We start from the raw sequence: 13,636 nt of genomic DNA, 5'->3' as shown, positions 1-13,636 counted from the left end.
CAAAGAAGGGGAACATCATGTTAAATAAAACAACTCTTGGCGTTGCAATTACTGCTGCGCTGTCACTATCTGTATCTGCTGCAGAGCAATCAATCGAAACCATTACTGTAACCGCTAATAAGTTTGAACAATCAATTACTAATGTATTAGCGAGCGTAAATGTTATAACTCGTGATGACATAGAAGCCAGTAATGTTCGCGACTTACCAACGCTATTAACGTCTCAAGTTGGCTTTCAGGTAAACCCTAATGGCGGCTTTGGTCAAAATGCCGGTGTTTCACTGCGCGGTACGGGATCAGGTGATACGCTAATTTTAATAGACGGTGTGCGCACTGGTTCGGCAACGCTTGGTCAAAAAGCATTAAGCAATGTGCCATTAAATAGTATTGAGCGCATTGAAATAATAAAAGGTTCACGTGCTGCAGTGTATGGCTCTGATGCGCTAGCGGGGGTTATTAATATTATAACGCGCGAGTCAGATAACCTTTCTGTTAGTGCTACGTTTGGGTCTGATTCATATCAAAACTACCAGCTTGCTGGCTCTGTAAAAACAGGAGATCTGACAACGGCTTTTAATGCTGGGTTTGAAAAAACAGATAACTTTGATGTACTGCAAGGTGTTGCCCCCGATGAAGACGGCTTTGAAAACAAAAACCTTGGCTTTAAAGTAAACTATACCGATGCGCACTATGGCGACTTTAAGTTACTAGGGCAATACAGTGAAGGCTTTGCTGATTACGACAGCCGCTTTAGTCCTGCCGATAGTATGATTGAGCGAGGTGATTTTAAAAATTACCAGCTTTCGGCTGGTTGGAATAAAGACTATAACAATCAAACTCACAGCCTTGATATAGCATTTGCAACGGATGATTCAGACAACCGTTATGTTGATTTTTCTCAAGGGCCAACAACAAGTACGTTTATTACTAAGCGCTCACAAATTGATTACAACGGCCAATACCGCTTAAACGACACGTTAAACATTAGTGGTGGTATTAATTGGTACAACGATGACGTGTCACAAAGCTCCACCACGTTTGAAGTAGAGGAGCGCGATGTATTAGCGGTATTTGTTGGCGCATATTACGATGCGGATGAGTTGCTTGCTAATTTAACTGTTCGTCAAGATGACGATGAGCAATTTGGTAATGAAACAACGTATACCGCGGCGGCAGGTTATCACTTATCCGAAAACGCCACATTTAGAATAAGCCAAAGCACGGGCTTTAAAGCGCCTACTTTTAATGATTTATATTTTCCACTTTACGGCAATGCTAACCTTCAACCCGAAACGTCAGTAAATCGCGAGCTTGGCTTAAATATTGACTTTGAAACTGCACGTGTTGATGTCGCTATTTTTAGAAATGAAATTGAAGATAAAATTGCTTACGACACTAATTTTGCACTCACCAATATTAATGAGGCTCAATATGAAGGTGTTGAGTTTAGCCTGATTAATCAAATTTTTGGCTTTGATAGTAATGTGAATTTTGCTTACTTAAGTGCAGAAGATAAAGAAACTGGCGAAGCGCTTAGAAACGTTGCGAAACGAACCTTTAATTGGGAGCTTGCAAAACAGTTTGGTGCATTTGATACAAGCCTAGCAATGCAATATCGCGGTGAGCGAGCAGGGGCCGTTTCACAATTAGGGTCTTATACGCTTTGGAATTTAGCGGGTAATTACCAAGTAAATGATGAGGTTACGGTATCCCTTCGTGTTGAAAACTTATTCGATAAGGAATACAACGCAGTTGATTCAAATACTGATTTTACAACAGGGCAGGTGTATTACTACAACACGCCAGAGCGCCGCTTTTTTGCTGGTATAGATTACCAGTTTTAAATAATCTAAACAGAAAGCCCGGTTTTGCCGGGCTTTTTTGTATTTTTACTCAGCTAAAAACTCTTTAAATACAGTTTCAAACTTGTGTAATTTTGGCGCGATTAACATACTGCAATAGCCCTGTTGCGGGTTTTCGTTGTAGTAATCTTGATGATAGTGCTCAGCAGGATAGTAAGTTGTTACCGGGCTTACTTCGGTTACAATTGGCTCACTAACATGAGTTTGTAACTGTTCAATCATAGTATTAGTAAGCGCAAGTTGTTCGTCATTATGGTAATAAACAACACTGCGGTATTGTGTGCCAATATCGTTACCTTGGCGATTTAACTGCGTGGCATCGTGCAAAGTAAAAAACATAGCGAGCAAGGTTTCAAAGCTTACAATGGTGCTATCAAATTCAACTTTTACTACTTCGGCATGGCCCGTTGTACCACTGCATACTGATTTGTATGTTGGATCGTCAGTATTGCCACCGGTATAACCCGAGCTTACATTCGACACGCCATTTACACGCCTAAATGCTGCGTCAATACACCAAAAACAGCCACCACCAAAGGTTGCTACTTGCGTTGTTGAACTCATAATTATTCCTAATATTAGACAAAGGTCACGCAAAACATAAAGCCTAGCGTCGTAACAAGGTTACGATGCGTTAGCTTGCTTAGATCTCTTCAAGCGGTTTTTCGGCTGCTTGCTTATTAAGTTTTTGTTGTAAATACTCAGGTGACTGTGTGTTGCGTGCAAGCGCATAATACGCTGCTGGTACAACAAATAAGGTAAGTAGCGTTGAAACAATAACCCCGGTGAATACCACAACACCAATTACCATACGGCTTTCAGCACCAGGGCCTGATGCTAATACCAATGGCACTGAGCTCATAACCGTAGTTAATGATGTCATTATTATTGGACGTAAACGTTGTGTAGCCGCTTGTAATATTGCTTCGCTAAACTCAACACCTTTGTCGCGTAATTGGTTGGTAAATTCAACAATGAGTATCCCGTTTTTAGCGCTTAACCCTATGAGCATTACAATACCAATTTGGCTGTAAATATTAAGCGTAAGTCCTGTAGACCAAAGGCCAAACATCGCGCCCATTAAACCAAGCGGTACTGTAAGCATAATTACAAATGGGTGCATAAAGCTTTCAAATTGCGCAGCCAGTACCAAAAAGGTGACTGTTAGCGCTAAAACAAATACGTAGGTCATTGCTGATGCGCCTTCGTAATAAAGCTGAGATTCCCCTTTGTAGTCAACGGCACCATCAATGTCGTTTTCTTGCGCGGCTACTTCATTTAAAAAGTTAAGTGCTTGTTCAAGTGTGTAACCATCGGCTAAATTTGCGCTCAATGTTATTGAACGCATACGGTTGTATCGGTTTAAACGCGAGGCTGTAGCCTCTTCTTTTAAGCTTATTAGGCTGTCTAGCGGAACAAGCTCACCGCTGCGTGATTTAAGGTATATGTTTGAAATATCGGTTGGGTTGTTAAAGTCTTCTTTTGTACCTTTCAAAATCACATCGTATTCTTCACCTCTATCTATAAAGGTTGTTACACGACGCTGACCCAGCATTGTTTCGAGTGTACGGCCAACATCAGACACAGACACCCCTAAATCAGCTGCTTTATTTTTATCGATGCTGACTAAAAACTGTGGGAATGTTTCTTTGTAATCGTGATCGATTCTGACAAGGCCCGGGTTTTGTTCAGCACGTTTAATAATGCGGTCACGCCAATCGGCAAGTTGAGCATAATCATTACCTTGCAGAACAAATTCAATAGGGCGAGATGAACCGCCGCCGCCAATGCCTCGGCGCATAATAGCAAACGCACGTACATCGGTAACTTCGCGCATTTTGCCGCTAATTTCATCCATCACTTCCCACGTAGAGCGCTTGCGTTTGTCCCAATCAGCCATACCAACAATAGCAACACCGCCGCTACCGCCCCAGCCTGGAACACGAACAAGCACGCGACTTAGCTCGCCAGACTCAGAGTAAGGCATAAGGCGCTCTTCAATTTTTGCCATATTGGCAGCATTGTTTTCGTAGCTAGCCCCTTCAGGCCCGCTCATCATAATAAAAAAGGTGCCGCGGTCTTCTTTAGGTGTTAGCTCTGAAGGTACTTGCAGTAATAATGAATAACTCACAAAACCCGCTAATACTAAGCTGACTAACAAGCCCCACTTTTTTGTCATATTGGTTGAAAGTGAATTACGGTAACTGCGCTCTAATTTAGTAAACTGGCGGTCCATCCATTGGCTAAATTTATTAGGTTTGTCGGCACTTTTTAGAACTTTTGAACACAATGCTGGTGCAAGGGTAAGCGCGGTAACACTTGAGAAAAATACCGCCGCGCTGACAGCCATTGCAAATTCGGTGAATAACGCGCCTATTCGGCCATCCATAAATATTAAAGGAACAAACACCGAAATAAGCACCAATGTTGTTGCTACAATTGCAAAACCTACTTCTCGTGCGCCTCTGTACGCTGCAAGTAATGGTGGCTCGCCAAGCTCTATGCGGCGGTGAATGTTTTCAAGCATTACTATGGCGTCATCAACAACCAAGCCAATGGCAAGTACTAACGCAAGTAGGGTTAATAAGTTGATTGAATATCCCATAGCGAGCAAAAACATAAAGCTGCCTACCAAGGCTACGGGTACGGTAACCGCAGGAATAAGCGTTGCACGAATATTGCCTAAAAACAAAAATATAACTAAAACAACTAACCCCATAGAAATGGCAAGCGTACTGTATACTTCGCTAATCGACTCTTTAATGAATACAGACGAGTCGTAACTGTCTTGAATTGTTGTGCCTTCTGGTAGGTTACGTTTGATTTTTTCAAGCTCACTCCGTGCGTTATCTACCACGGTTAAAGTATTTGCCTTGGCTTGTTTTACAATACCCAAGCCAATCATGTTGCGGCCGTTACCACGGAATAAACTTTCGTCGTCGGCGGCCTCTAGTTGAACGTCGGCTACTTCGCCAAGGCGAACTAAATAGCCGTCTTCTCCGCGTTTAATAACTAAATTTTTAAAGTCGCGCTGATCTTTGTAGCTTCGGGCTGTGCGAACGGTAAAGTCGCGATCAATTGATTCAATTTCACCTGCGGGTAGTTCAACATTTTCTGTGCGCAGGGTGTTTTCTATATCGCTTGAGGTAATTCCGCGTGCAGCCATGGCTTGGCGGTTGAGCCAAATTTTCATCGCGTATTGGCGCTCTCCGCCAATTCGAACATTAGATACCCCATCTACAACTGCTAAGCGATCAACTATAAAGCGCTGCGCATAATCAGAAAGCTGTAACGAGTCCATGGTTTCGCTATTTAGTACAAACCAAGCAATAGGGCTTTCATCACTGTTTGACTTAGATACCTCAGGCGGACGTACTTGTTCTGGGAGACTGTCGAGTGCTCTTGCAACACGTTCACGTACATCGTTAGATGCCGCATCTATATCGCGACTTATATTAAACTCAATAGTAATGTTTGAGCGGCCATTACGGCTTGATGAGTTTATACTTTTAATACCTTCAATACCGGATATTCGGTTTTCGATAACTTGGGTTATTTTAGTTTCGATTATCTCCGCTGATGCCCCGGTATATGTGGTGCTAATATTTACAATCGGTGTCTCTATATCGGGGTATTCGCGAAGCGGTAACATGCTAAATGCCACTAAACCAAAGGTTAGTAGCAATAAGTTAATTACAATCGCAAAAACGGGGCGTTTAACGCTAGTGTCGGTAATTTTCACGTATTACCCCTTAACGCTAACTTTACTGCCCGAGCGAATTTTAATCAGCCCTTCAGTAATAATTTGCTGGCCATCAGTTAAGCCCTCATCAATAGCTACCCAACCGTTATTTCTGCTTGCAACGTGTACTTCTATTTTATTTGCTACGCCATCTGTAATTTTAAACACGTAGTGTTTATCTTGCAGTGGTATAACGGCCTTTTCTGGCACCATAAGTGCTTGGCTTGTACTTAACTCAAGTGCGGTATTTAGCAGCATGCCTGGACGTAATAAGCCAGATTTGTTGGCAAAACTAGCGGTTACTTCAATGCTGCGTGTAACGGCGTCAATACGTGAGCTAATATGAGTGACTTTGCCTGTAAATGTTTGGCCAGGGTAAGCGTCATTTTGCGTTAATACTTTCATGCCAATGGCCAGTTGCGCTAAATATTTTTCAGGGACTTTAAAGTCTACTTTTATAATACTAATATCATCAAGGGTGGTGAGTATGGTTGCATTATTAACATAAGCGCCTGTAGATATTTCGCGTTTTCCTAATAAGCCAGAAAAAGGTGCACGAATGGTCATTTCGCTTAACGTTGTTTTAGCACTTTCTAATTGTGACTTGGTCGCGTCTACGACAGATAATTGCTCTTCGAGCAACGATTTAGCTGTAGACTGTGTACGTGAAAGTTCTGTAAGGCGGTTAAGCTGACGCTTTTCTTCTTGTAAATTAATGCTGAGTTCTTCAACGGCTAACTCTTCTTGTCTGCTTTGCAATTGCACAAGTTTTTGGCCCTTACTCACTAAATCACCATCTTTAAAAAATATGTCGGTAACATAGTCGTTTTGTGCGCTTTTAATGTAAATAGCTTGATTTGCGCGTGCGCTACCAATTGCTTCTATCATTACAGCGTTTTCTTGCGAAGTTACTGTATGTGCAGAAACCTGTGTAGACATGTTAGAGAAATTAGCCTGTTCGCCATGGCTTGAGGGTAAATATAAGTAAACACTAAATATTAAAAGTAGTGTAATAATGAATGGAAAAAGAGCTTTACCTGATTGTCTAGAGTACATCGTTTTCATACCTGAAAATTAATTATAAGTATTGTACGAAATAAGACCGGATAAAGTCTGTTATGTGTCTCATAATTTTGTGCGTTAGGCGTAAAAGTAAGTAATATTAAAGGTGTGTACCGGTTTTTGTTTAATTAAAGCGATAAATATATGAATTTTAAAACATCTTGTAAGGCCTGCATGACAGCCAGAAAAGTAATTTTATGGGCTATTATTATGTTTATATTTTATATGGTTTTTTATCAGTATGGATAAACACACTAAAAAACGCATTAAATACCGTGCGCAAGGTTCACGAAATGGAATTGAAATCCTCATTGTGGGCGCTATTGGTTTAGTCTTTATTATGGCATTTAATTTACTAAGATCAGGCACTATTAGCATTGTTGAAATTTTTTTAGTCAGTGCCTGCCTTGGGGCTATTTTTGTGGGTTTTTTAAAAACTCAAGAACCTTATTACAGCTTAATTTTGAGCGAATCTGCTATAGAGTATAGGCATAAATATGGCCGTTGGTGCCTATCTCATAAAAACTTTCATTCTTGCGGTGTTCCAAAAGTAGAAAAAGGCTTAGAGCATTTAGAGCTAAACGCGGTTGGGCTAAAACTAAATGATATTGATGAGTTTTTAATGAGTATAACCCCTAGAATTGCGGGTAAATTACTTATAGAACAACGACATTTTTTTATGCAGGTTGTTCAAAATCATTGCAAAAATGGCAATTGCCCATCAGAATGGTTAGTAGAAGATACACAACATCGATCTGCGCGCGGAATTAGCTATAATGGTTTAATAGCTATGTTTGCAAACAGAACCAAGCACCTTAAGTTGCTAACAGGGTATGATTTATTACTACCTGCCAGTGTACTAGACACCGATATTTGGGCTTTTAGCGCTAATTTAAATAAATGGAAGCGCGAGCCACATCAGTTTATAGCGTCGCAGCTTAAAGATTAAACTGCGGCTGTAGGAAAAGACAATGAGCCAAGAAAGAGCCTTTTTAAAAAGTGGTCGAAATACCATAATACATAAAGACAAAAAACTTGATTTAGTGGTTGTTAACTCTGACATACACCCACGAATTAAAGTAACTCAAAACGGCTTAGAGCCCTTTAAAGAAGAGTTACCAAAAAATAGACGCGATGCAAAAGACCGTTACCTAGAAATGGTATATATAAGTAGTGCCGAAGTATTTGGTGAAGAAAAGCAGTTACTTTTTATTCAGTCGTTAGATGGGCGTGAATATAAAGTTGATTACAGTAAAATTGGCACTAAATTGTTTGTTCGTATTCATCAAGATGCTTATATGTAAAGCTTAGTGGCACCTTTATTGCTTACGATTGCGTTATAGTAATTATTTGACACAAGGTGCTACGAATGAAAGCGTTAGCGTTAATCCCTCTTTTTTCCTGCATTTTTATCACAGCCTGCGGCGGTGGTGGCGGTAGTGACAGCACCACAAATATTGAAGCCTCAGTGAATGCGGGTTCAGATATACAAGTTATTGAAAAAATTGATTTTACAATCACTGCACAAGGCTCTCCAGCGGATGGAACTTTTACTTGGCAACAAGTTAGCGGACCAAGTATAGATGGTTTTCCACTTGAAGGCGCTGAGCAAACACTGACTGCACCTGATGTAAAAGCAGATAGCGAAATTGTATTAAGGGTCAGTTATCAAAGCACTGGCAATAGCACAGTAAGTGACGACGTTTTAATTTCGGTTAGTTCTAACAATCAACTGCCTCTAGCTGTAATAACCCAAACAGCGCCAGCTACGCTTCCTTCTGTATACCAAGATACCATTATATTAAGTGCTCTAGACTCAAGTGATCCTGATGAAAATGGAATAGTAAATGGCTATTTTTGGGAACTTATATCAGGTCCTGACTTAGATATTTCTGGCTTTGATGATTCGACATTAAGCTTTACTCATCCTTTGTTAGAAGCAAACACAACATTACTTTGGCGATTAACAGTTACTGACGATGAGGGTGGGGAAGCCAGTACTCAATTCACAATGAGCCTTAATAAAACCAATGAATTAGTTGCCGCAAATGCAGGGGATGATCAAAATGTTGAAGAATTTGACCAGGTAACACTAGACGCAAGCAATAGCGAAACAGTCACGGATACATATCAGTGCGATTGGCAACAATTAACCGGGAATGCCGAAACACTGAGCGATAGCCAACAGTGTGTATCTACCTTTTTTGCCTCCGATGTAGACACCAACACCACGCTTAGTTTTGAAGTAACCGTTACCGATTCGAAAGGACGCACCGATACCGATACGGTGTTTATTGATATAACGCCAAAAGCGCTTGGCCTGATAAACGACAGTGGTATGGGAGAATGCTACAACAATACGCAGCGTATAAATTGCGACAGTGATGATTTTCCTGAGCAGGATGCAGAACTCGGCCGTGACAGCTTTGCTAACCGCATAGATAAAGCAGGCATAGGGAATCTCGCATTTGATTATACTAAGCTTAATCAGTTTGCCGACGAGGTAGATGACTCCAGTGAAGTATTTAGCTGTATTCGTGACAATGTAACTGGGCTTGTTTGGGAAGTTAAATCCCCTTCCTCTGGTACTTTACCAAATACAACGTTACGGGATGCGCAAAACAGCTATTATTGGGACATTGGCGACACAACTACCGATGCAGATAGTACAGCAAATACAACATGCCCTAACGACACAAGTTGTGGCTTACAAACCTATGTAAATGCAGTTAATGCCATCGATTTTTGTGGGGGAACAAATTGGCGAGTCCCCACGTATACAGAGCTTTTGGGGTTAATTGATTATGGTAAGCAAGGGCAAAGCGTATTAATTGACACGGCTTTTTTCCCAAACATGCCTGAACCAGGCGCCATTGAAAACGTTAACTTACCTTATTGGACATCTCAAACTGCTGCGGATGGCACCAGTTTATCGCAGGCTTATATTATTGATATGAGTAACGGTAATGACCTTGCCTATCCAAAAGAGAACAACGCGTATGTTCGTTTAGTCAGAAGCCGATAGGAGAGTGTTATGAAATTAAAATTATTAAATACGTTTATAGTTTTTGGCTTTAGTTTTAATGTGGCGGCGCAAACATGTTATGGCGGTGCCGACACAACAACCCCAACTGATAGGTTTACTGTTAATACCGATGGGACAGTGTCTGACACTGAAACCGGCTTAATGTGGCAGCGTTGTAGTTATTCTCAAACCTATAATACAGAAACACTTCTGTGCGAAGGATCCACTCCTGCAGTGACGTGGCAGGAAGCTTTACGAGGAGCGACTAACGATACAACCGCAAACTATGATGATTGGCAGGTGCCTAATATTAAAGAGCTAGCCAGTATTTTAGAGCACAGTTGTACAGAGCCAAGTATAAATGAGGTTGTTTTTTTAGGCACTAAATCTCAAAACTATTGGTCTAGCACATCGGGTGTTAGTAGTATGAGTTCGGCCTGGGTGTATCAGTTTGACAGTGGGCTAAATAGTTTACGCCCTAAAACCAGTGATGTTTATTTGCGCCTCGTTCGCTACGAAAAATAAAGACTAAATAAGTTAGATTAAAAAGTGCCGTTATTGGAATTAAATTCCGAAGCTGCGCTTTTTTTGTTTTTACATAAATTTACTTTATTTCAACAATAAAGCGCTCACAACGATGTTACTGGGCGCGTTTTTTTGCCATTATAGACAGTGATTTAATTTCGAAGGAACATCGCGGTGTATTTAAGCTATTTTGGCCTTAACGAAAAACCTTTTTCGATTTCGCCTAACCCTCATTATTTATTTTTAAGCGAGCGCCATAAAGAAGCCTTAGCACACTTAACCTATGGATTGGGAGAAGATGGTGGTTTTGTATTACTTACGGGTGAAGTAGGCACCGGGAAAACAACAATCACCCGCAGCATGTTAGAGCAATTACCTGAAAATACACAAGTAGCGATGATTCATAATCCTGCGCTATCAGAACTAGAGCTGTTAGCTAGTATTTGTGATGAATTGAAGATTAGTTATGACGCACAAAATGCGACACTTAAAAGTTTAACTGACATAATAAAAAAGCATTTAGAGAGTAATAACAAAGCGGGTGGCCATACTATTTTAATTATTGACGAGGCGCAGCTACTTGCCCCCAATGTGCTAGAGCAACTTCGTTTATTAACTAATATAGAAACCGACCATAAAAAACTGTTGCAAATCGTGCTAGTGGGTCAGCCTGAACTTCAAGATTTACTAAAGCGTAATGAATTGAGACAGCTTGCTCAGAGGATCACAGCACGTTATCACTTATTACCTTTAACACAAGGCCAAACAGTCGCGTATATCAAGCACCGGTTACACATTGCGGGGTGTGACAAAGGTTTATTTTCAATGGACGCAATGCAGATGGTTCATAAAATGACAGGCGGTGTACCACGGTTAATGAATTTAGTATGTGAACGTGCTTTAGTGGGAACGTTCTCTAAGCAGCAACTCGTTGTAAATGCCGATATAGTAAAACAATCTGCACAAGAGTCATTACCTACCGACTTTGTTGCAACAACGAATAAGCCTGAAAAATCGTCATCCATTTTAATCTATTGCTTTGCCTTTTGCGCTCTATTTGCCTCAGGTATTGGGCTTTCTTTTATTTTATAGTTAGGTGATTTATGTCTTATTTACTAGATGCATTAAAGCAATCTCAACAAGCTGATATGAGCGCCGAGCAGTACGATTTACAGTCAGAGCAGTTAAAACAGCAACAAGCACTGGCTCGTTACCGCCGTATCGCTTTTATTTTGGGAGGCAGCTTAGCAGCCTTTGTTACGATAACAGCCGGATTTACTTTTGGTAAGTGGATGCAATCATCAGGCTCTGTTGAACCCTCTAATGTAGTTAGCAGTCAAAGTAATGAACAAGTAACGACCCAATTAGAAACAGAGGCATTACCCGTCACTCAACAAGCTGAAGTGAATAAAAAGCCTAAACCTGAACAGCTACCAAGCAACACCGCAACTATTGAAGGGCAATTAGTGCATGTGCAAACACCTACGGGTATTAAGCAAATGCTATTAACGCCAACGGGGCAGTATATTCCGATGCCATCAACAGGTGCAGCTAACGGCATTCAACAAGTTTATAATCAGCCTCAGCTTTTAAATACGCAAAATTATAATCAGCTAAACCAAGGTCAACCGAATCCACCCCCACAGTTTACGTATAACCAAGGCAGTGTTGAGCAAACTCAAAGTACGTCTTCGACAAGCATTGATATGAGTAAATATAAAGTGTTGGGTAAGCCAATTAGTGGTGCAGCGCGAGCTGAACCTAAAAGCGATCCTGAGCTTGATGCTGTGCCAACTACACTTAAAAATGCGTTTGCGCAGGCAGTGCAAGATGTCGATAAAAGCCAAGATTATGAGGTAACTCAAGCCTCAAAATCGTCATCTCGGGTAGAGCCTATCGAATTGTTACCAGACGGCCTTCAAGCAATGCTACCAAGTATTAAATACCAAGCACATATTTATTCATCAAGTGCAGATAAACGCTGGATAAAGCTAAATGGGCGAGAGCTTCACGAAGGTGATAGCATAGGTGCATTAATGGTTAAAGAAATTACACCTGAGCAAAGCGTGATTGATTTTGACGGTTACGAGTTTAGCTTAAAAGCCCTGCAAGACTGGCCAGAGTAACAAACAAGTATAAGCTCAGTGAGTAATACTGGGCTTATACTGACAATTTAAGGTAATACAGAGTTTTTGTAAAAGCGCTCTAAATCAATATTGAAATCGCCGGCCTTTACGGTTGATTCGAGTGAGTCCACAATTTTTTTGTTTGATAAATCAATATCAAGCACTTCGGTGTAACGGCTGTGCTTTGCACTATAAAACGTTTTAACAATCGGCTTTAATGGCATCGCTGGATTACTTTCTGTCACAAGCCCAACTTTTTGGCTTGAAAGCTTTACTAATGTGCCCACTGGGTGAATTCCAATACACTGAATAAACTTAGTTAGTAAAGCGCCGTCAAAGCTATCTGGGCAGCCATCTTTTAATATTTTAAATGCCTTGATGGGTTCCATGCCCGATTTATAAACTCGCTCTGCAGTAAGGGCGTCATATACATCAACAATAGAGGCCATGCGAACATACTGGCTTATTTCATTTCCTTTTTTACCAAAAGGGTAACCAGTACCGTCTATACGTTCATGGTGCATACCCGCAATATCTACTGCAATACCCGTTAAGCCTGACTCTTCTAAAATTTGTTTTGAGTAAACCGCATGCTGCTTCATTATTTCAAATTCTGCTTCGGTTAAACGCCCAGGTTTATTGAGGACTTCATCTGGCGTTTTTATTTTACCAATATCATGCAGCAGCGCACCGGTAGTGAGCTCTACAATAATGTCTTTTTCAATATTAAGGTGTTTTGCAAAAATACCCATTAAAATAGATACGTTTATAGAATGCTCTAGCAAGTAGGCATCTTTTTGGCGCATTTGCGTCAGGCAGGCTAGGGCATCTTGGTTTCTAAAAACTGAATCCATAAACCCACTAGCAAGCTCTCTAAATGGGGCTATATCGATATTCAAGCCTGACTTTATATCTTTAAATGCTTTTACTTGCAGTGTTTTAGCTTCGTCATAAAGCTTTTTAGCTTTATTCATTTCTTGTGCTGCGCTATGCGTTTTTTGCCAAGGGTCGCGTTCTATTTTTGCAGAAAGAGCTGTGGTTGGTTCCTTTTTAGGGACTTCTTGGGTCAGTGTTTTGTCTGGGTCGATTTCAATTTCTAAAATCCCCGCTTTAATTAGCTTATCAATACTGGTTTGGGTTTTTACCCAACCTTGGCTTTTAATTTTTACTCTGCCCGTTTGTTTTGTAACGCTTTGCACAAACATTCCAGGGAGTAATTTAGAAACTGGGAGCTTTTTCAATTTCACTGCTTAACTAACAAATCTGTATTAAATGTAACAAACTTTACGCGTTT

At 40.7% G+C, this 13,636-nt stretch carries 11 protein-coding genes; 7 read left to right on the top strand and 4 right to left on the bottom strand.

What is annotated here, in order from left to right; translation table 11 throughout:
• The first annotated feature begins 17 nt into the window (after window positions 1-17).
• Window positions 18-1,844 carry a TonB-dependent receptor domain-containing protein gene (locus AC27I2_RS14305; RefSeq protein ID WP_487204648.1) on the top strand — a complete coding sequence of 609 codons (1,827 nt, stop codon included), beginning with the start codon at window positions 18-20 and terminating at the stop codon, window positions 1,842-1,844.
• A gap of 45 nt (window positions 1,845-1,889) precedes the next feature.
• Here AC27I2_RS14305 and msrA read toward each other — a convergent pair whose 3' ends face one another.
• From msrA to AC27I2_RS14290, 3 genes are all read right to left on the bottom strand, one after another.
• A complete protein-coding gene (gene msrA / locus AC27I2_RS14300; RefSeq protein WP_487204647.1) occupies window positions 1,890-2,426 on the bottom strand; it encodes a peptide-methionine (S)-S-oxide reductase MsrA in 537 nt (178 codons plus the stop codon).
• 79 nt (window positions 2,427-2,505) lie between these two features.
• Window positions 2,506-5,604, bottom strand: coding sequence for an efflux RND transporter permease subunit (locus AC27I2_RS14295; protein WP_487204646.1), 3,099 nt, complete (start codon window positions 5,602-5,604; stop codon window positions 2,506-2,508).
• A 3-nt stretch (window positions 5,605-5,607) separates the two neighbouring features.
• Entirely contained in the window at window positions 5,608-6,660 is a 1,053-nt protein-coding gene (locus AC27I2_RS14290; protein WP_058404968.1) for an efflux RND transporter periplasmic adaptor subunit, read from the bottom strand.
• 247 nt (window positions 6,661-6,907) lie between these two features.
• Between AC27I2_RS14290 and AC27I2_RS14285 the strand changes: the two genes are divergently transcribed.
• The 6 genes from AC27I2_RS14285 (at window position 6,908) to AC27I2_RS14260 (ending at window position 12,342) form a co-directional block, all read left to right on the top strand.
• On the top strand, window positions 6,908-7,615 hold the full coding sequence (locus AC27I2_RS14285) for a DUF2982 domain-containing protein (RefSeq protein ID WP_487204645.1): 708 nt from the start codon (window positions 6,908-6,910) through the stop codon (window positions 7,613-7,615).
• A gap of 22 nt (window positions 7,616-7,637) precedes the next feature.
• A complete protein-coding gene (locus AC27I2_RS14280) occupies window positions 7,638-7,970 on the top strand; it encodes a hypothetical protein (protein ID WP_010556974.1) in 333 nt (110 codons plus the stop codon).
• Between the two features lie 65 nt (window positions 7,971-8,035).
• Entirely contained in the window at window positions 8,036-9,691 is a 1,656-nt protein-coding gene (locus tag AC27I2_RS14275; protein WP_487204644.1) for an Lcl C-terminal domain-containing protein, read from the top strand.
• A gap of 9 nt (window positions 9,692-9,700) precedes the next feature.
• Window positions 9,701-10,216 carry an Lcl C-terminal domain-containing protein gene (locus AC27I2_RS14270; protein WP_138740223.1) on the top strand — a complete coding sequence of 172 codons (516 nt, stop codon included), beginning with the start codon at window positions 9,701-9,703 and terminating at the stop codon, window positions 10,214-10,216.
• A 174-nt stretch (window positions 10,217-10,390) separates the two neighbouring features.
• A complete protein-coding gene (locus tag AC27I2_RS14265) occupies window positions 10,391-11,308 on the top strand; it encodes an ExeA family protein (RefSeq protein WP_058404971.1) in 918 nt (305 codons plus the stop codon).
• Between the two features lie 11 nt (window positions 11,309-11,319).
• Window positions 11,320-12,342, top strand: coding sequence for a general secretion pathway protein GspB (locus AC27I2_RS14260; protein ID WP_487204643.1), 1,023 nt, complete (start codon window positions 11,320-11,322; stop codon window positions 12,340-12,342).
• Between the two features lie 47 nt (window positions 12,343-12,389).
• On the opposite strand, the gene AC27I2_RS14255 is transcribed toward AC27I2_RS14260, so the two are convergent.
• On the bottom strand, window positions 12,390-13,583 hold the full coding sequence (locus tag AC27I2_RS14255; RefSeq protein WP_487204642.1) for a cyclic di-GMP phosphodiesterase: 1,194 nt from the start codon (window positions 13,581-13,583) through the stop codon (window positions 12,390-12,392).
• Window positions 13,584-13,636 lie beyond the last annotated feature (53 nt).

This window comes from Pseudoalteromonas sp. NH0006-46 (assembly GCF_057547735.1).
The sequence above is the reverse complement of the archived record's forward strand: the minus strand, read 5'-3'. Positions and strand labels throughout refer to the sequence as shown.